The following is an 18417-nucleotide window of genomic DNA, read 5'->3' as shown; positions in this document are numbered from 1 at the left end:
CCGATGCTCACCATCTGCCCGGTCGACGGCATACCGGAGATCGTGCCCGGCACGAATCTCGGAGCGACCGTCGCGGACGCGATGCGCCGCGGCGGCACGACCCTGATCGACGGCGATGTGGTGGTCGTCACCAGCAAGGTCGTGTCAAAGTCCGAGGACCTGTTCGTCGTCGCCGGCGACCGGTCGGCGCTGACGCTGCAGGAGGCGCGCTCCGTCGTGACGGAGCGGGCGACGACCGGAGCGCCGACCCGCGTCGTCGAGTCCGTGGCCGGCCCGGTGATGGCCGGCGCCGGGATCGACGCGTCGAACGCCGGCGACGACCGGCTGCTCCTGCTCCCCCGCGACCCGGACGCCTCAGCCGCACGGATCCACGCGCAGCTGCAGTCGGCGCTGCCCAGCTCGGTGTCGTTCGGCCTGGTGCTCAGCGACACCTCGGGGCGGCCCTGGCGAGCGGGGGTGTCCGACTTCGCGCTCGGCGTGCACGGACTCGACCCGCTCGACGACCTGCGTGGCCGGGCCGACACCGAGGGTCGGGACCTAGCGGTGACCATCCGCAACCTGGCCGACGAGATCGCAGCCGCGGCGGACCTGGTCAAGGGCAAGCTGGAGCGGGTGCCGGTTGCGGTCGTGCGAGGGCTCGCGCACCTCGTGACCACGGACACCGCGCAGAGCCTGCACGGACGCGACCTCGTGCGGTCCGGCCCCTCGGACTGGTTCGGCCTGGGCCGCGCCGAGGCGGTGCGCGCCGCCCTCGGCGTGCCGCCTGGCACCCCGCGTGCCGCGGCCGCCGGACTGGAGTCCGTGCACCCCGAGCCGCTTCTGGATCGTGTCCGGCGGGCCTCGCGGGTCGCGCTGAGCGCCGGCGATCCCGCAGATGCCGTGGCCACCCACCTCACAGACGAGCGGGCCGAGGATGGCACCGTCGAACTGCTCGTCGCCGGGGCGGATCCGGTGGTGCTGGGTCGTGTGTGGGCACGGCATGAGGTTGCGCTCGCGGGCGAACGGCTGACCAGCGAGGTCATCGCCCATGGCCCGCAGAGCGTGCGCCTGCACGTGCGCGGTTAGGCTTTCTCGCATGCCTTCGCCACACGCCTCGACCAGCGAACCACTGCTGCCCGGCCAGGAGTTCGTGCCGGTCATCCTCGGGGGCGACCGCCTCGGATACAGCCTCGCCCGGTCGTTCCACATGGCCTACGGCTATCGCACGGTCGTGGTCTCGCGAATGGTCGGCGGCGCGATCGCGCACAGCCCCCTCATCGTGCACCAGCAGATCAGCAGCCTCGAGGACCCCGAGGCGCTGGTCACCACGTTGCGCGACCTCGCACCGCGCATCGGCAGCCGCAAGCTCCTGCTGCTGGCCACCACGGACCACGTCGTCAGCGTCGTCGCGCGCGTCAGGGACCGGCTCGAGGACCTCTACCTGGTGCCCTACAGCGACCACGAGCTGATCGACCGGCTCACCCGCAAGGAGCACTTCGCCCAGGTGTGCCAGGAACTGGACATCCCGCACCCGGCGACGGTCGTGTACGACCTCGCCGAGCATGCGGACAGCACACCGCAGACTCGTGCCGCCGTCGACGCGATGACCTTCCCGATCATCGCCAAGCCGTCCAATGCAGAGGCGTATGCGGGAGTCGCCTTCGAGGGCAAGCGGAAGGTGCACAGCCCGGCCGACCGCGCCGAGCTGGACGACCTGCTCGACAAGCTGTACCACGCGGGATACCGGGACAAGTTCATCCTGCAGGACGTCATCCCGGGCGACGACCAGGGCATGCGCATCCTCACCTGCTACAGCGACCGCAACGGGCTGGTGCGGTTCGCGTCCTACGGTCAGGTCCTCCTGGAGGAGCACTCCCCGGACACCGTCGGCTTCCCAGCGGCCATCCTGACGCAGACCAATCACGAGGTCGTCGGACAGGCGACGCGGCTGCTGGAGCACGTGGGCTGGCGGGGATACGCCAACTTCGACCTCAAGCTCGACCCGCGCACCGGCAAGATCGTGTTCTTCGAGCTCAACCCCCGACTGGGCGGGACCAGCTTCTATATCACCGCCGCCGGCCATAACACGGTCCGCTGGTATGTCGACGAGTACGTCCACGGCGAGGACCTGAGCCGGGTGGACCCACTCGAGGCCTCCGAGGAGCACATCTTCACCGCGATCCCGCTGCGCCTGCTCACCCGGTATGTGACCGAACCGGCCACCAAGGCGAAGGTGCGGCGCCTGATCAAGGCCGGCGACGTCACCAACCCGTTGTTCTACAGCGCGGAACGTCACCCCCGCCGGTGGGCCTGGATCATTGCGAACCAGGCAAACTACGTGCGCAAGTACCGTCGGCACTACCCCGAGCCCAAGGCCTTGGTATGACCACCCCACGAAGTTCTCCGCTCGCCAGCTCGCTCCGATACTTCGCGGGGACCCCGGTATGACCGCCCCCGGTATGACCACCCCCTCCCCCTCGTTGGCCGAGCTGCGGGTCGACACCGACCCCACCTGGTCCGCGGCGGTCGTCGGCGTGATCGGCGGTCTCGGTCCGGCGGCGACGGCCCTCTTCCTCCAGCTCGTGGTCGACCTGACTCCGGCAACGAACGACCAGGAGCACCTCGACCTGATCGTCCTGGACCACTCGACCACGCCGGACCGGACTGCGGCCATTCTGGATCCGTCCCACCCGGACCCGACGCCGTCGCTCACCCGGGACGCGCAACGACTGGAAGCCCTTGGGGCTGCGTTCATCTCGGTGCCGTGCAACACGGCGCACCACTTCTTTGCCGAAGTCGAGGCCGCGGTGTCGATTCCGCTGGTGAGCATCGTCGACGAGACCGCAAAGGCGGCGCAGCGTCGAGCAGCGGAGACCTCCGACGCCGATCACGCGCCTCGGGTGGCGGTCCTCGCCACCGACGGGACCCGGTCGGCCGGGGTCTACCAGGGCGCGCTCGAAGCACTGGGCTGCGAGGTTCTGCTGCCCTCGACCGCCCAGCAGGAGCTGGTGATGTCGGTGATCTACGACGGGGTGAAGGCCGGCGGCCCGGTGGACGTCACCGGGCTGCTCGCCGTGGTCGACGCACTGACCGAAGAGGGCGCCGACGTCGTCGTCATGGGCTGCACCGAGCTGTCGGTCGTGTATGCCGAGCAGCGTTGGCGCTCCCGGCCCGAGCTGGTCGACTCCGTCGAGTCCCTGGCGATCGCCACGATCCGCCAGGCCGGCCGCACCCCCAAGCTCTGAGGACTCCTGGCGGCCACGCTCGGTGTTGGGCGGATTCGCCGCAATAACAGGGCTTTTCGCCGACTCCGCGATGACGTTGGTGGATGCGGTGGTCAGGGCAGGTGCGACGGCACAGGCATCCGCGGGCCGCGGCGTGGTCGACCAAGGCGGGCCGCCATGACGAGGTGCTGCACGCGATACCGGTGCCCGCGATACGGCTCCAACAGCCGCTCCAGCCCGACATCGTCCACCGGCGCCCCCGTCAGCGCCCAGCCGAGGTCCTTGGCGACGTGGTAGTCGCCGAAGCTGACCGCGTCGGCATCCCCGAGGGCTCGCTGGGCCGTCTCGGACACCGTCCAGCTGCCGACCCCGCGAATGGACTGCAACCTGCTCCACGCCTGCCCGCGCGGCAGCACCGTGCACTCCTGCAGCGCATGCGCCACCTGCAGCACCCGCATGATCGTGTCGGCACGCTGCGCATCGACCCCCGCGCGCAGCCACTCCCAGGACGGAATCCCGCGCCACCCGTCGGCGCCCGGGGGCACCATGAGGCCCCGCTCGGCGCCGGGTCCCGGCGCCGCAGACCCATACCGGCGCACCAGCTGCCGGTAGGAGCCGAACGCCTGCTTGCCGGTGACCCGCTGTTCGATGACGGCCGGCAGCAGGCTCTCCAGCACGAGACCGGTCCGGCCGACCCGCCAGTGCTGATTGAGGTGCTGCGCACGGGCCAGCGCCGGATGCGCCGGCTCGAAGCCGGACACGTCGTCATCGGCGCCGAGCAAGCCCGGTAGGCGATCCAGGACCCACGAGGCACCGTCGCCCCACGCTCGAGCGACAACCCGATCCCCGTGTCGGGCCGTCGCCAGCTGCATTCGCAGTGTCGCCGACCCCGCGGGCGTGCGCACCCCACGCCATACCTCGCCGGGCGCGGACGACCAGGTCGGATCACCGGAGCCGCGACGCAGCGGCGCCAGGATCGCCTCGAGCGGCACGGGCCGACCCGGCGTCCAGTCGGTCGACTGCGGCTCGGACGTCACCGACGACGGAAGGTGAGCAGCGCCAGTCCGAAACTGGTGGCGCCCTCGACCTGCTGAGCCTCTTGAGCGCGCCGGCTGTCCGCAATGTCGAGGTCGCCGACCAGGGACAGGCCCTGCTCATCGGCGCGCGCGATCAGGGACCGCAGCTCCGCGATGCCCATCCCGCCTTCCTCCAGCGGGCCCAGGCGCACGGTCACGGCCATCAACCCGCCACGGCGCAGCGCACCCGACCCTCGCGCGAGATCCTCGTCGACGGTCTCCGGCTGACTGAGGTGCGGGTGAAGCCGGGTCACCATGTCCACCGAGTGCGGGTCGATACCGGTGCCGACCACGTCCGGCCTGGTCACATCGACATGGATCGGCGCAAATCCTGCCTTGGTGGTCCACCTGGAGAAGACCGAACGAGATCCGACCGTGTCGATGACCGTCGCGCTGCGGCGTCCGTCGTCGACGATCCGCAGCAGCGCCGCGAGCGCGCCCAGCGCGGCCCAGGCGCTGGTGTCGTCCAGCGTTCGCGGTAGGTGCAGCTCACGGGACCGGCGGCGCGCCGCCCTGGCCTCCACGCCGTCGACCAGCAGATCGGTGGTCCGGACCCCGCTCAGGTCGGATGCCTTGAGCGTGACGCGTTGTTCGGCCGGCCGGGGAACCTTTGCGGCGGTCCCCTTGGCAGCCTCCCGCGCGCGTCCAACAGCGCGTTGGACGGCAGGCGAGCTGGCAAGTCGTGCGGCGGTCGACAGGGTGCCCTTCACATCTACGACTGTAACCGCTTGGTGCTCAAATGGCAGTCTCGCCACCGCGCCCGTCCCGTTGTTCCTACTGCGGCTCCGCAAGATAGGTTGCCAACAGCCGGCGCTGACTTGCGCCGAGACCGGCGTCCAAATGCTCCAGTCCAGGCACGACGACTCGGGTCGCGGGTAGGCCGTAGAGTGCCGCGACGTTGAGCAGCGCCGTGCTCGTCCCGCCGACCGCTGCGGAGCATCCAACGACCTCCGGGTCGAGCTCGGCCGGCATCCGGCCGGTCAGCACATCGAACCGGCGGTAGCGATCGATCAACTCGGCCGGGTGGGGCCGCACCGCAAGCGATCGACCGTCGCGCTCGACGAAGCGCGCAACAGAGCGTATGTGGTCCAGATAAGCCGCCTCACTGAGCACACCGATCTCCACCCACGGCTGGGTCAGCATCACGACGCGGCGCGACTCCCGGTCGGGTCGCACGTCGCCAACATGGCGCGTGAACTCCGCAGCGACCCGGCCGTCGATCGCCCAGGATGCCCCCTCGTCATACATCGCCCAGCGTTCGCCGGTGAGCAGCCGACCGCCGCCTGCGACCGCCAGAGCACGGGCCGAGGTCCAGGGCTCGCCGCCTCCCTGGCGGCGCCACGCGGCCCGTCGAGTACGCCAGTTGCCGTAGGTGCCGATCCCTTCGTCGGTGACGACCACGTGCAGGTGCCTACGTGGGTAGGCGCGTCTCAGGAGGACCCACGCCTTCAGCCCCGGCGCACCGACTGCGACATAGACCAGCCGTTCACCGGGCTCAGCATCCCAACATGCAGTCCCTGCCAGAAAGTTGATGCTCAGCCGGTCGTCGTCGGGCAACATGCGCAGAACGTCGTCGTGAGTCACAGTCGCGTGTCCGAGGAAGCGTCCACCTCCGATGTAGGAGACCCGGACACTTCGGGCCCGCGTGAGGAGATCTCGCACGTAGGAGGCGATGTGCACCAGGTGTGTCACACTCCGCACCCCCGTGACGAAGACCCGCCAGTCCGCTTGCCCGTCCACGTCGTTCACCTCATACCACCGGTGGGCGACCTGCGCGCGTCAGGCGAGCGACCGTGTGCCAGGACATCGGGTGCCGGTCGCCGGCGTCGCTGCTCACACCTTCACGTAGGCCGCGGAACCAGATGCGCAACGCGTCGCGGTCATGCACCCGCGCGAGGGTGATGCCCGTCCACACACCGAGGTAGACCGGGATCAACGGCGCCGGAAGATTTCGGCGCGCCACCCACACCCGATTACGAGCGTTCATCCGGTAGAAGACCTCGTGTCGGGCGGGGCTGGTGGCGGGGTGATGGACCACCACCGAGGGGACGTAGCGGATATGCCAGCCGGCATCAAGCAGTCGCCACGCCAGGTCGATGCCTTCGTGCCCGTAGAAGAAGTGGCCGGGCCACCCGCCGACCTGCTGAAACGCCTCGCGGCGCACCATGAAGACAGCCTCCCAGAACCACGTCGCCTCACCCGGCCGGCCACCCCCCTCGACGCGGAAGCGAGGCACCCAGCGCCGCGGAGCCGGCTTGCCGGTCGGGTCCTCACCTCGCGGTTGCGCGACGGCCACACTCGGATCATCGAGGATGACGTCCGCCAGCCGCGCGAGCACATCACGTGCGGGCAGCGACGCGTCGTCGTCGTAGAAGTAGATCAGCTCGCCGCCGGCCTCGCGGGCCCCGATGTTGCGACCCTCTGGTATACCAACATTTTTGGCCAGATGGACGGTGCGGACCCACTCGGGCAGCCCCTTCGGCTCCCACCCATTACCGACCAGGACGACATCCAGGTCGACCCCCTCCTGAGCATGCAGGGTGTCGAGTGCGTGCGCGAGCTCGACGGGCCGATCACCCATATGGAGCACGACGACGCCAACTCTGGGACGACGCTCGGGTGCGGACACGAGGCTCCTTAAAAGGGATGCAGTCAAGCAGTTCGGACCCAGATTAACGGGACCTGACGTCGACCCGAGGCGCGGCATAGCCCACAGGTCACGGCCTGGTCTAGGCTGTGGCGGGCACAGCCAGGGCGGCGCCCACGACGATGAGTCCTACGCCCCGGCGGTGACCACGTTCAGATCCCGGTTCGAGAGGACAGCTGTGCAGTCATACCAGGTCGATGCGTCATCGGGCAGCCGACTTATCGGCGGGGACATGTTGGAGTGGTCCGATCTGGACCACACACCTGGGCTGAGTTCTGCGGGCTACCTGGTGGCACGCCTGGTGCACCAGACGCATGCCACCCGCGTGCTGTTGGCCGGCCCCCGCGCAGCCGCACTGGTCGACTCGGTACCCGCCAGCGTCGAGACCGACCTCCTTGTGCGAGGCCTACCGGATGCTCGTCGCCTTGCCACCATGGGGGGATCGCTTGGACACCTGCAAATCTACTGCGGCGGACTGGACCGCTACCATCCCGAGGTACCGTACGACCTGATCATCGCTCTAGACGGCCCGGAGACACTGCTGACGCCCGATTCTGTGGGCCTGTCCCATGCCGAGGTTGCCGCGCGCATCGGCGGTTGGGTAGCTCCGAAGGGCACCGTGGCGATGCTGTTCAACAATGAACTCGGGCTGGACAGCATGCTGCGCCTGGAACTGCGCTCGATGTATGACGCGGACGACCAGTGGCACCACGGCGCACCGGGGTTCGATGCCCGTCGGCCCTACGTCCGGGAGCTGCCGGAAGCACTGGCTGGCGCCGGGCTGAGCATCGACGTGAAGTACTCTGTGTTCCCCTCCCGAGAGAACCTGTCCCTGCTGATCTCGGACGCCGCGGCGCAGGACGAACATGTCGCCGCCGGCCTGCACGCCGCCGTTGCCCGCACCGAGGGCAGTCACTTCGCCACAAACCCCGCCCTCATCGACCCGTACACCTTGACTCGCCAGGTCATGGACGCCGGCCTGACCGCCGACCTTGCTCCGGTGTGGCTGCTCATCGCACATCCATCAGCCGGCAGCTCGTCCTTGGAGACTTCCCTGCCTGCGGTCATCTCTGCCGATCACGACGCCCTACCCGAGTGGACGGCTGTGATGACCTTCGACCAGGCGGACGAGAAGAACCCGTGGACCTGTTCGGTGCACACCCCGCGGGGGGCCACGACAATGAGTGAACGCCGGGTTACCCGTGACACCTCAGTCCTGGCGATGGAGCTGTCGCCTGGCCGACTCCTGGAGGCCGACCTTCGAGAGGCCTGCGCAGGAGGCAACCTCGCGCACGTGCGAGTCCTGGTGCAGCGGTATGCCGCGTGGATCCGTGACGACGCCGCCTGGAAGGGCCACGCCGACCAGAGATTCTTCGCCGTTCCGAGCAACGTCATCGTACGCAGCGACGGATCGTTCACCTTGTTCGACGCCAGTTGGTCGTGGTCGGAGACGCTCTCGGCAGACGTTGCCGTGCTCCGCGGGATCCGCGACTTCTGCCGACGAATGCTTCAGTCCGGTGCCGAACACCCGTGGAAACCGGACATCAGCCCCGATGACCTGGCCCACACGATGAGCACCATGATCGACCTGTCCTGGAGCGCACAGGCCATCGAAGCAGTCGGGTCGCGCGAAGCCGAGCTCGAGGTCGTGGTTCACGGGGGCAACGCAATGGCGGAGAGCAACGCCCTCGCCGCCAACCTGGAGAGCGGCGCCTCTCAGTTGACCGCGACCCCAGGACCGTCTCGGGGTTACCGGGAGAGCCTTGCCACCTCGGGCCGCATGTCCCATGAGTTGTACCAGCGGGGCGGTCAGGTCCAATGGCTGGAGGCAACCCTGCGTGCGCGCGATGCCCGGGTCGGCGAGCTCGAGCACACACTGGGCCAGGTCCGCGACTCGACGAGTTTCAAGATCGGGCGCGGTGTCACCTACCCCGGCCGAGCGGCGATGGGCAGTGCCCGCCACGCGGCAATTTCGATGCTGCCGCCCGGGTTCGTCCCGCGGGCACGGCTCGCCGTCCGCCGCCTCCTCAACGCTCAAGCTCGCCGCTAGAGGTTCCATGCGAGAGCGACGACCAGCACCACCCGAGCCCCGCTGATCGGCGTCCTGACACGGCTCGCCCGCACCGACCGGCGCCTCCACCTGCACCTACCTACCGACCAACAGACGGTGGATTCAGGCTGAGGTACCCGAGCCAGTCAAGCCTGGGCCGGACAACGCGGTCTACGGTTTTGATCCGGTGTCAGCTGGCAGTTCTGGACTGCGTCAGATGGGTCGACAACCACCCGAATGCCTCGGGGAGGACCAACTGATAGTCGGTGAAGTTGTGCCCGCCGCCATGAACGACGACCAGTTGCACGACCATCGGCGGACGAGCCAGGCTCGCAAACAGCCGGCTGTCGACGATCCCGTCGCTGCCACCCTCCAGGGTCCCGACTGTCGCGAGTATCGACACGTGCGGAGGTGCGAGGTGCCGCAGCCTCCACTCTGGATCGTTCACATCCCGAACCGACCGGGAGCCACCCCAGAGGCTGCCCGTCGTGACGTCGCTGATCGCATGGTAATAGCCGGATAGTGAGGCAGCTGTCGAGAACTGACGGGGATGCAGCATTGCAAGCTTCGTCGCGCAGTACCCGCCGGTGGAGTGCCCCATCGCGCCCCACGCGGACTCGCTGACTCGAAGGTGCGCCCGGAGGTCCTCGGGTACGTCCTTGGCCAGGTAAGTCAGCACCTGCGGGCCGTGTGGAATGTTGGTGCACTCGGTGTCTCGAGGTAGCACAACGGCGGGGTCAAGCATGACCAGGATCATGGGTCGTGCCGTGCCCGCGCGGATCGCGGTGAGCAGATGCTGGGGGTAGGCCAGTCGGTCGACAAGCTGCAGCACGTCCCCAGGGAACCCCGAGAAGGTCTCTACCACGGGGAACTTGGCACCACGCCAACCGGGCTCAAAGTACTGCGGCGGCAGGTAGACCAAGGCACGAGTCGAAAGGTGGGTCGTGCGGCCCGGCAGGGGCATCGAGAAGACACCACCTCGGGAACTGTACTGAGAGCGGTTGGACCATGTCGAGGCCCTGAGCGGTGAGCCGGAGCCACCCGGCATCGTCGCACCAACCGACCTATCCGGTGCTGGTCCCGAGACGACAGTCAACTGGTGCGGGCCACCGCCGAACAGATCGGACCACGAGCCGTAAAAGTAACCCCAGTCATTGACCGCAGCACCAACGAACGCCACGGCCACCAACTGGGACAACACGATCAGCATCCCACGCCGCACGCTCCAAGCAAGCCGCCCGCCGCGCCGCGGCCGGCCCCCAATCGCGGCGACGGTTAGCAGCACCAGGACGATCCCGAGAAGAACGAGAACCGGCCACCCCGTCAACGACACGCTCGCGATCATAGGTCAGCACCTTGACCGCAACCTTCAGGTAACCTGACGCGGCTGCGCTAGCCGGACGGGTTCGTCCACCCGCGCTATGAGAACGCCGGTGGTAGGTCTCGGACGGCAGCATCGGCGGCCGGGGGCCCGCCGCGCTCCTCGAGGTGGCTGCTGCAAATACCCGGTTCGTCGTATGCGGAACGCTCACTGGTGAGGAGGGGGGTCATACGTCAGTACGGCTCGACCAGTGGATGGCACCCACCGTCACCACCATCTGCTCCAGCACGAGTGTGCGCAGCATGAGATGCCCGACTTCTGTGGGGCCAGACACGTGCAGGTCGTCAGGCAGTTCGACCGAGTAGCGCCTCAACCACAGAAGAATCGGCACGTCCTGCAGTTTTGCTGCCACCTCGGCTCGCGTCCAGTGGCTCCAGAACGCCACCAGATCCGCCCGGGTGGACGGCATTGGTGCATCCCCCATTCTGACGAGTAGCGCTTCAGGGACTCGCTGGTCAATGAGTTCCGCATCCGCGGCTCGCCTGATCTCGGCCTGGTCAGGGGCGGTCCATGCCACACCGCGCCCATCGGACAGGTAGGTCCGAGCCGCATCCGGGTGGGTCCGCGCCGAGACGGTGCCCGCTCGGGTGTCCTGACCCGTACCGGCCTGCCCGATCACCAGATGCTGAACACCGCCGTACTCTGCCAGGAACCGCCGAAGCCTCGCCGAATCGCCGGACCTGACGGGCTCGTCTTCCGTCGACCCGCCGCTCAGATCGACCCGCCGCCATCAACGGTGATGACCTGACCGTTGATATTGGTGTCGTCGAACAGCAAGGACCCGACGATCGGGGTGATGTTGTCGGGCTCGACCAGGCGACCGGTCGGTGTCCGTCTGGTAATTGTCGACAGTTGCTCGGCTCCCAGCACGGACGACATCTCGGAGGCAAAGAATCCAGGGGCAACGCTATTGATCAGGAATCGTCCGTGCATCTCGCGAGCGAGAGCACGCATAGCCGCATCCAATCCGCCCTTGGTGGCGGAGTAGCTGACCAGTCCCGCGTAACCGCGTTGGGCACACACCGATGTCACCATGACGACCCGGCCCTTGCCCGACTTCGCCATTGCGTGCCGCAAGAACGCACGAGTCAGCAACAGTGTGGACGTGAGGTTCGTCTCGATGATCTGGCCGATGCGCTCGGGCGATGTATGCACGTGCAGCGAGTCCTGCCCGACCGCAGCGTTGTTCACCAGTGCATCAAGCGGGCCGAGCTTGGCGCAAGCCTCCTTGATGAAGGCCCCGACCGCCGTGTTGTCGGTCATGTCGACCGAACCGACGAAGACGTCCTCCGGGTGGTCCGCCGCGATCTTTGCGAGTTCCGGGGTGACTGTGCGGGCGAACGCCGCGACTTTGGCACCACCGGCAAGCGCTCTTTCGACCAATGCCAGGCCGAGGCCACGGGATCCACCAGAGACGAGCACACACGATGCAGCAGGAATGGCGGGGGTGTCAGACATCACTCTTCAACGTCTCCTTGATTGGGATTTCGGGCAATAACCGCAGCCGCCTGGGTACGGCGTAATCAGGTAGGCGTTCGGCGCACCAGGCAACCAGGTCTGCATCCGAGACCGCGTCAGGTGCGTCCAACACGACCTGCGCGGTAACGACATTTCCGACGAGTGGGGCCTTGCGGCCACGCACCGTGGCCCAAGCCACCTTCGGGTGCTCCAGCAGCACCGCACGCACCTTGGCTGCGGAAGCCTTCGAACCACCCACGTTGATCTCGTCGGACGCGATGCGGCCCGTGATCAGCACACGTTCGTCGGCAACCTCGACGTGGTCGCCGGTACGGATCGCCCCGCTCATCCCCTCCGCGGCATGCTGCGAGGAGATGATCAGCTCATCGTCCTGCACAGACAGCCGGGGGCGTCCGTTTACTTCGCGATCGAGCCACGCCGTCGGAAATCCGGCCCGACCGTCATGCACCGCAATGGCGGCGCCGGCCTCTGACGATGCGTAGATCCAGGAGACTCTTGCCTTCGGAAACACCTCATGAAGGCGATCCAGGATCGACTGATCGACCGGCTCTCCGCCGAGAGTCACCTGCCGCAGATCGAGTTGCGCAACAGTCTCTGCAGAACGCCATAGTGCCTGCCGCCAAAACGTTGGTGTGCCAGACGCCGCAGTCACTCCCGCGTCGAGCGCCTGCTGCGGCCAGCTGTCCATCTGCCCGGGCTCCACAAACAGCACGTCCTGCCCCGGCAGACTCAGCGACATGGTGACGACCTGCCACCAGGCGTACGCGCCGGTGGCATATGGACACAACCAAGTCCGCGGAGGCTGCTCACCTCTCACGGTGGTCAGGCTCTCCAATGTGTGAGCAACCTGCTTGGGGCGTCCGGTGCTGCCGCTCGTGAGCAACCAGATGCGGCCGACCTCGGGGGCGCGGTCGATGAGGGCCGGTTCGACCTGCTCACCGCGCACCACGGCAAGGCCAGACCTCCGCAACTCCAGGGCCTGGTCATCCCCTATCCGACTCGGCGACGCGATCAGCGTCTCGCGCTCGCCGGTGGCGTGTGCCCAGACGGCTTGAGCGGCCTCGAAGTTGTTGTTCGCCAGAACTGCACCGGCGGGTGGCAGTGCAAGGGTCGTCCGACCATCAAGTTGTGCCCAGGTGCCGTCGAATCCGTGGGCGACGATGCGATTGTCAGAACCAGCGGGGCCTGCATGCGAGCTCACGGATGCCGCTTCCGCGCTCAGGCGGACTGCAGTTGGTCGATGAAGTCCAGCACGTCGGACACCGTTTCGACGGACCGCAATCCGGGTGCGTCGAAGTTGAGCTCGGCGTCCAACTCGTCCTCGACTCGCAGAGCAAGCTCGGAGAAGTCGAGCGAACGGAACCCGATGGCATTCAGCCGGGTGTCGTCATCGGAGGGCAGATCTTTACCCTGGGCGCTGAGGACCTCCCCCATCATGGTGCGGACCCGGTCGCGGCTCAGCGTGCTCATCAAACCTGCCTTAACAATCGACAAACGGACTCTGACTCTGGTTGCCGCACGCGGCCAGGGAATAGCAGCGTCACGTGCGACCTGCTGTAGTCTAAACGCGCCCTTGGAGCATGCCAACAACTGGAGGCGCAGTTGCTTCGTCCTGCCAGAGAAGCCGACAAGGAAGTTGTCCGCCTATGGCGCAACCACCCTCAGGTGCGGGCCGTCTCGCTCACTCGCGATGAGATCACCCCGCAGATGCACGATGCGTGGTGGGACGCGGTCCAGTCGGACGACACTCGCCAGGTCCTCATCTACGTTCGTCACGGGGTGCGCAGCGGCGTCGTGAACTTTTTCGACATCGATCACAAGCGGCGCTCAGCCATGTGGGGCTATTACCTCGACAACGAGGGACTCGAGCTCCGCGGTGAGACCTTGCCTGCGTGGATCGAGATCCAGCGCCAGGCGGTCAAGTATGCCGATGCCGAACTCGCCCTCGACACATTGTCCGGTGAGGTGCTGGACCAGAATGCCGCTGTGCGACGGATGAACCGCCGCAACGGGTTCGAGGAGATCGACACTCAAGAACGCGAGATCGATGGGACGACCGTCATCGTGCACACGATCCGCCGCACTCACCCGTCCGCGACGCGCCAGTCATGACCACGCCACCAGTCAGGAGCCACAACCGATGAGCAAGCCCAGTACGTCGACGACCGACAGGCTGTCAGGTATGCCCGAGATCAGGATCGGTCGGCATACCATCGGCGCGCACTCCGAGCCGTTCATCATCGCCGAGGTCTCCGGCAACCACGACGGAAGCCTCGACACCGCGCTCAAGATCGTGCGCATGGTAGCCGACTCGGGTGCACAGGCCGTCAAGCTCCAGACGTACAAGCCAGAAACGATCACGATCGAGTCCGACGCGCCGGACTTCCGCTTGTCGGAAGGTCATGAGTTGTGGGGCGGACGAACCCTCTGGGACCTCTACCAGGAAGCACACACCCCGTGGGAGTGGCATGAGCCGATCTTTAGCCTGGCGAAGGAGCTTGGCCTTGTGGCATTCTCGAGCCCGTTCGACCCGACCGCGATCGACTTGCTCGAAGACCTCGACACCCCGGCCTACAAGATCGCGAGCTCGGAAATCGTCGACCTTCCGCTGATCCGGTTGGCAGCGAGCAAGGGCAAGCCGATGATCATCTCCACGGGGATGGCGTCGGTCTCCGAGATCGATGCGGCTGTCGAGGCCGCGCGCAGCACCGGAAACGAGCAGATCGTTGTGCTGTCCTGCACTGCTGACTACCCGGCCGATCCGAGCGAGTCGAACCTGCGCGGCATCCCCCTGATGCGGGACACGTTCGGCACACCGATCGGCCTGTCGGACCACACCACTGGGATCGGTGCCGCCCTCGCCGCGGTTGCCCTGGGCGCCTGCGTTGTCGAGAAGCACGTCACGCTGGCCCGTGACGGCGGTGGCGTCGACTCGTCGTTCTCGCTCGAGCCGCAGGAGCTCAACGCGCTCGTTCGGGAGTCCCGGACCGCGTGGCAGGCGCTCGGGCAGCCGCGCATCGGAGCGGTGGCCACCGAGCGCGAGGGTCTACGTTTTCGCCGGTCCTTGTATGTCGTGCAGGATGTCCACGCGGGCGACCTCGTCACCGCAGCGAACGTGCGGTCGATCCGCCCGGCGCTCGGCCTGGCCCCCGACCTGTTCTCGGTCGTCTTGGGACGCACCTTCACCCAGGACGTCTCGCGCGGGACCGCGTTGTCCTGGGACCTGGTCTAGCGGAGTACGAGCAGGGCCGGGGTAGCACCGGATGCCCGGAGCCGACTCTGGTCGGTGTCCCGGCTACTGCCCGTCAAGGACCGCGTCGTCGGCGTCGTCTCGCTTCTCGTCATCGGTCGGGATGTGACTCAGCTGCTCACTGGTGTCGGCTCCGCCCTCCGCCATCGAGGACAGGCCCATGATCGGGGTCTGGCCGCTTACTGCACGCCGCGCATGCTGCCACCCGAAGACCTCTCGCACCTCGTTCGCGCTGAGCATGACGTCCTGGCCCAGCTCGTAACGGGCCAGTTCCTTCGCGTAGTTCATCGGGATGAACGGTTGATGCAGGTCGGGATAGAGCCGCAGTTGCTTCTCCCTGCCACCAAGCGCGGCCCGCTCGGCCTCGAGGATCATCGGGTCACCATAGACACCGATCTCAGCGCCGACGCTGACCGCGTAGAGCAGCGCGCTACCGATCCGGTTGCTAATGACTCGTTTGTGGCGACGCAGCTCGTCCAGTTGCTTGTCCAGAAAGTACACATCCGTGCCCTTCCATAGGTGACCCCGGTAGCCATGGGAGATCACCCGGAAGCCGGCATCCTCGTAGGACCGGCGCACCGACTCGTCCTGGTACTCGTTCCAGTAGAGGCAGATGGTGATAGGGACATCACCCTCGACCTCCTTGATCTGCCTCACATAGGTGTCATGGCTACCGATGATGTTCTGCTGCTCCCATCCGTGGAACGGGTACACCAGAGTCCCCTCCCGCTCCGGCTCGGATGCCTCCCACTCGTCCTGCTTGCTCATCTGCAGCAGGTAGGCCCACGGGGACGCCACGACAATGTAGTCGCGTAGCCCAGCCACCCAACCACGACGAGCCACGGAGTCGGACCACACCAACTTCGGGAAGTTCGGTGCGAAGGAGGTCCCGACGGCAAAGCCGTCGTGCGTGTTCCACCCGTGCTGCAGGTATCCCCAGATGCGCGGGACCTCGGCCAGTTGGGTATACCGCGCCATGATGTGCGCGTGGCCGTAGAAGTGGTTTGCGTGGTGCATAGCGGTCAGCCCTCGACGAAGATGCGGATGAGGTCGATGACTCGATCGATGTCGGAGTCGGCGAGCGAAGGGAACATCGGCAGGGAGATCTCCTGCTCGTAGTAGCTCTCGGCCACTGGGCACATGCCCCGCCGGTAACCGAGGTCGGCAAAGTAGGGCTGCCAGTACACCGGGACGTAATTGACCTGTGCGCCGACGCCGTTCTCTCGCAAGTACTCGAACAGCTGTCGACGACGACCGTCCTGGATGCGCAGCGGGAACAGGTGCCACATCGGGTCCGCTCCCTGCCGGTGCGTCGGCAAGCGCAGCACGTCAAGACCACCGAACCCCGCGTGGTACCGGTCTGCAATAGCCTGACGACGAGCCTTGAAGGACTGCAGTCGCTTCAACTGGTTCGCGCCAAGGGCCGCCAGCACATCGGGTAGCCGATAGTTGAGCCCGAGCTCAGGCATCTCGTAGTACCAGGCGCCCACGTCCTTGCTGCGCATCAGGCGGCTGTCCCGCACCATCCCGATGCCCTTGAATGCGCGGGCCCGGGTCAGCAGTTCCGCATCGTTGGAGGCGACGGCGCCGCCCTCTGCCGTGGTGAGGTTCTTCGTCGGGAAGAACGAGAAGGTGGTGACATCGGCCAGCGCCCCCACCGGCGTGCCGTTCAGCGAACCGCCGATGCTGTGCGCCGCGTCTTCGAGCAGCATCGCGCCCGCATCGTGGGCGACCTTGCAGAGTGCCGGCGCATCGATGGGATGGCCGCCGTAGTCGACACCGGCAACGACCTTGGTCCGGCCGGTGACGGTGGCCGCCACCGCGTCCGGGTCAAGATTGCCAGTGTCCTCACTCACATCGGCGAACCTTACGGTCGCGCCCTGCCAGATGGCGCACGTCGCCGTCGCCAGGAAGGTCAGAGGCGTGGTGACAACCTCGTCCCCGTGACCGATCTTCAACGCGGCGTAGGCGGTGTGCAGCGCGGCCGTACCCGAGCTCACGGCCACCGCGGGATGACTCACGCCCGCACAGCCCGCAATGCCCGCCTCGAACTGGTCCACAGCCGGCCCCGTGGTCAGCCAGTCGCCGCGCAGCACCCGGCTGACGGCGTCGACATCACCCTCGTCGATGGTCTGACGCCCATACGGCAGCACGGACCCGGCGACCGTGCTCCACCTCGCATCATCGGGGTCGAGACTCATCAGACTCCTGACTCCAGGATCTTCCGGATCTCCTCGGCGGAGTACCAGATGTCGTTCTTGTTGGAGGCGTAATGGAATCCGTCGGCCACGGGCTCGGCGTCGTTCAGCGGCTTGTAGCCCCAGGTCGCCAGCTCAGGCTGGATGACGAAGTACTTGCCATCCATGACCTTGACGGCACGCCGGCCCTCCTCGGGGCTGATCATCTCTTCGTGCAGCTTCTCACCGGGTCGCAGACCGATGTCGTGCATCTTGGCACCTGGCGCAACCGCCTGTGCCAGGTCCGTGACCATGTGCGACGGGATGTGCGGCACGACAAGCTCACCGCCCTGCATCATCTCGAAGGTGTCGAGGACCATCTGCACGGCCTGCGGCAGCGTGATCAGAAAGCGAGTGCAGCGAAGATCCGTGATCGGCAAGGACTCGCCGTTCTCCTGCAGTTTGCGGAACTTCGGGATGATCGATCCGCGCGACCCGGTGACGTTGCCGTACCGTACGACCGCGAATCGGGTGTCGTACGCCGCTGCGTAGTGGTTACCCGTGATGAACAGCTTGTCAGCGGTCAGCTTCGTCGCACCGTAGAGATTGATCGGACTCGACGCCTTGTCCGTCGAAAGCGCTACGACCTTCTTGACCCCGGAGTCGATGGCGGCCTCGATCACGTTCTGGCTGCCCAGCACATTGGTCTTGACGAACTCATACGGGTTGTACTCGCCGGTGTCCACCTGCTTCAGCGCCGCGGCGTGGACAACATAGTCCACCTGGTGCATTGCCCGCCGCAGTCGGTCGAGGTCCCGGACGTCACCGATGAACCAGCGCAAGCGGGGGTCGTCCTTGAACATCTGGCGGACCTCCCACTGCTTGAGCTCGTCGCGGGAGTAGATGACCACTCGCTTGGGCTTCACATCACGCAGCAACTTGGTGATGAACGCCTTGCCGAATGACCCAGTACCTCCGGTGACCAGGATGTTCGATCCTTCGAGAATGCTCACGCACAGCTCCCATAAACTGACAGCGTCCGCCAGCGGCGAACTTGGGGAAATAGGTGGCCGTCCGCCCGGGCACTGCCGCGCGGACCGACCGTCGTCGAGGCTAGCATTTCAGACAGGTCGGCCCAAAGGTCGACACGACCG

18 protein-coding genes are annotated in these 18417 nt (G+C 66.8%); 6 read left to right on the top strand and 12 right to left on the bottom strand.

Annotated features, from left to right (window positions below):
* The first annotated feature begins 3 nt into the window (after positions 1–3).
* From FGL98_RS15130 to cuyB, 3 genes are read left to right on the top strand one after another with little or no spacing between them, the layout of a single operon-like run.
* Positions 4–1065 carry a coenzyme F420-0:L-glutamate ligase gene (locus FGL98_RS15130; protein ID WP_146317912.1) on the top strand — a complete coding sequence of 354 codons (1062 nt, stop codon included), beginning with the start codon at positions 4–6 and terminating at the stop codon, positions 1063–1065.
* Positions 1066–1075: 10 nt separating this feature from the next.
* A complete protein-coding gene (locus tag FGL98_RS15125) occupies positions 1076–2365 on the top strand; it encodes a carboxylate--amine ligase (RefSeq protein ID WP_146317910.1) in 1290 nt (429 codons plus the stop codon).
* A 58-nt stretch (positions 2366–2423) separates the two neighbouring features.
* Positions 2424–3224, top strand: coding sequence for a cysteate racemase (gene cuyB / locus FGL98_RS15120; protein WP_246136572.1), 801 nt, complete (start codon positions 2424–2426; stop codon positions 3222–3224).
* Between the two features lie 92 nt (positions 3225–3316).
* Here the strand turns inward: cuyB and FGL98_RS15115 are convergent, their stop codons facing one another.
* The 4 genes from FGL98_RS15115 to FGL98_RS15100 form a co-directional block, all read right to left on the bottom strand.
* Positions 3317–4240 carry a DNA-3-methyladenine glycosylase family protein gene (locus FGL98_RS15115; RefSeq protein WP_146317908.1) on the bottom strand — a complete coding sequence of 308 codons (924 nt, stop codon included), beginning with the start codon at positions 4238–4240 and terminating at the stop codon, positions 3317–3319.
* Positions 4237–4989 (bottom strand): hypothetical protein, encoded by a 753-nt coding sequence (locus FGL98_RS15110; protein WP_146317906.1) that lies wholly within the window; start codon positions 4987–4989, stop codon positions 4237–4239. The genes FGL98_RS15115 and FGL98_RS15110 overlap by 4 nt, the downstream gene beginning before the upstream one ends.
* A 64-nt stretch (positions 4990–5053) precedes the next feature.
* Positions 5054–6019, bottom strand: coding sequence for a hypothetical protein (locus FGL98_RS15105; RefSeq protein WP_146317904.1), 966 nt, complete (start codon positions 6017–6019; stop codon positions 5054–5056).
* 10 nt (positions 6020–6029) lie between these two features.
* On the bottom strand, positions 6030–6908 hold the full coding sequence (locus FGL98_RS15100) for a glycosyltransferase family 2 protein (RefSeq protein WP_342779982.1): 879 nt from the start codon (positions 6906–6908) through the stop codon (positions 6030–6032).
* Between the two features lie 196 nt (positions 6909–7104).
* On the opposite strand from FGL98_RS15100, the gene FGL98_RS15095 reads away from it, so the two are divergent.
* Positions 7105–8976 carry a hypothetical protein gene (locus tag FGL98_RS15095; protein ID WP_146317902.1) on the top strand — a complete coding sequence of 624 codons (1872 nt, stop codon included), beginning with the start codon at positions 7105–7107 and terminating at the stop codon, positions 8974–8976.
* 190 nt (positions 8977–9166) lie between these two features.
* Here the strand turns inward: FGL98_RS15095 and FGL98_RS15090 are convergent, their stop codons facing one another.
* The 5 genes from FGL98_RS15090 to FGL98_RS15070 form a co-directional block, all read right to left on the bottom strand.
* Entirely contained in the window at positions 9167–9940 is a 774-nt protein-coding gene (locus tag FGL98_RS15090; RefSeq protein ID WP_222432199.1) for an alpha/beta hydrolase, read from the bottom strand.
* Between the two features lie 583 nt (positions 9941–10523).
* Entirely contained in the window at positions 10524–10766 is a 243-nt protein-coding gene (locus FGL98_RS15085; protein ID WP_146317898.1) for a hypothetical protein, read from the bottom strand.
* A 302-nt stretch (positions 10767–11068) separates the two neighbouring features.
* On the bottom strand, positions 11069–11815 hold the full coding sequence (locus FGL98_RS15080; protein WP_146317896.1) for an SDR family NAD(P)-dependent oxidoreductase: 747 nt from the start codon (positions 11813–11815) through the stop codon (positions 11069–11071).
* Positions 11808–13037 (bottom strand): AMP-binding protein, encoded by a 1230-nt coding sequence (locus FGL98_RS15075; RefSeq protein ID WP_146317894.1) that lies wholly within the window; start codon positions 13035–13037, stop codon positions 11808–11810. Before FGL98_RS15075 ends, FGL98_RS15080 begins: the two co-directional genes overlap by 8 nt.
* A 17-nt stretch (positions 13038–13054) precedes the next feature.
* The gene (locus FGL98_RS15070; protein WP_146317892.1) at positions 13055–13306 is read right to left on the bottom strand and encodes an acyl carrier protein; all 252 of its coding nucleotides are present in this window, start codon (positions 13304–13306) and stop codon (positions 13055–13057) included.
* A 132-nt stretch (positions 13307–13438) separates the two neighbouring features.
* On the opposite strand from FGL98_RS15070, the gene pseH reads away from it, so the two are divergent.
* Together pseH and pseI are read left to right on the top strand one after the other, a co-directional pair.
* Positions 13439–13948, top strand: coding sequence for a UDP-4-amino-4,6-dideoxy-N-acetyl-beta-L-altrosamine N-acetyltransferase (gene pseH, locus FGL98_RS15065; RefSeq protein WP_146317890.1), 510 nt, complete (start codon positions 13439–13441; stop codon positions 13946–13948).
* 28 nt (positions 13949–13976) lie between these two features.
* Entirely contained in the window at positions 13977–15068 is a 1092-nt protein-coding gene (gene pseI / locus FGL98_RS15060) for a pseudaminic acid synthase (protein WP_246136571.1), read from the top strand.
* A gap of 63 nt (positions 15069–15131) precedes the next feature.
* On the opposite strand, the gene FGL98_RS15055 is transcribed toward pseI, so the two are convergent.
* The 3 genes from FGL98_RS15055 to pseB are packed head-to-tail and all read right to left on the bottom strand — an operon-like array spanning position 15132 to position 18276.
* Positions 15132–16103 (bottom strand): hypothetical protein, encoded by a 972-nt coding sequence (locus tag FGL98_RS15055; RefSeq protein WP_222432198.1) that lies wholly within the window; start codon positions 16101–16103, stop codon positions 15132–15134.
* 5 nt (positions 16104–16108) lie between these two features.
* A complete protein-coding gene (locus FGL98_RS15050; protein ID WP_146317888.1) occupies positions 16109–17287 on the bottom strand; it encodes a DegT/DnrJ/EryC1/StrS family aminotransferase in 1179 nt (392 codons plus the stop codon).
* Positions 17287–18276 carry a UDP-N-acetylglucosamine 4,6-dehydratase (inverting) gene (pseB, locus tag FGL98_RS15045; RefSeq protein WP_146317886.1) on the bottom strand — a complete coding sequence of 330 codons (990 nt, stop codon included), beginning with the start codon at positions 18274–18276 and terminating at the stop codon, positions 17287–17289. Before pseB ends, FGL98_RS15050 begins: the two co-directional genes overlap by 1 nt.
* Between the last annotated feature and the right edge of the window lie 141 nt (positions 18277–18417).

The sequence above is a fragment of the Leekyejoonella antrihumi genome, assembly GCF_007845645.1.
Lineage (GTDB): Bacteria > Actinomycetota > Actinomycetes > Actinomycetales > Dermatophilaceae > Leekyejoonella > Leekyejoonella antrihumi.
The sequence above is the reverse complement of the archived record's forward strand: the minus strand, read 5'-3'. Positions and strand labels throughout refer to the sequence as shown.

Excerpts from the sequence above, each read along its gene's own strand:
- FGL98_RS15130 (WP_146317912.1), top strand. The coding sequence starts at position 4 with ATGCTCACCATCTGCCCGGTCGACGGCATACCGGAGATCGTGCCCGGC.
- FGL98_RS15125 (WP_146317910.1), top strand. The coding sequence starts at position 1,076 with ATGCCTTCGCCACACGCCTCGACCAGCGAACCACTGCTGCCCGGCCAG.
- cuyB (WP_246136572.1), top strand. The coding sequence starts at position 2,424 with ATGACCGCCCCCGGTATGACCACCCCCTCCCCCTCGTTGGCCGAGCTG.
- FGL98_RS15090 (WP_222432199.1), bottom strand. The coding sequence starts at position 9,940 with ATGCCCCTGCCGGGCCGCACGACCCACCTTTCGACTCGTGCCTTGGTC.
- FGL98_RS15085 (WP_146317898.1), bottom strand. The coding sequence starts at position 10,766 with ATGCCGTCCACCCGGGCGGATCTGGTGGCGTTCTGGAGCCACTGGACG.
- FGL98_RS15080 (WP_146317896.1), bottom strand. The coding sequence starts at position 11,815 with ATGTCTGACACCCCCGCCATTCCTGCTGCATCGTGTGTGCTCGTCTCT.
- FGL98_RS15070 (WP_146317892.1), bottom strand. The coding sequence starts at position 13,306 with ATGAGCACGCTGAGCCGCGACCGGGTCCGCACCATGATGGGGGAGGTC.
- pseI (WP_246136571.1), top strand. The coding sequence starts at position 13,977 with ATGAGCAAGCCCAGTACGTCGACGACCGACAGGCTGTCAGGTATGCCC.
- FGL98_RS15055 (WP_222432198.1), bottom strand. The coding sequence starts at position 16,103 with ATGCACCACGCAAACCACTTCTACGGCCACGCGCACATCATGGCGCGG.
- FGL98_RS15050 (WP_146317888.1), bottom strand. The coding sequence starts at position 17,287 with ATGAGTCTCGACCCCGATGATGCGAGGTGGAGCACGGTCGCCGGGTCC.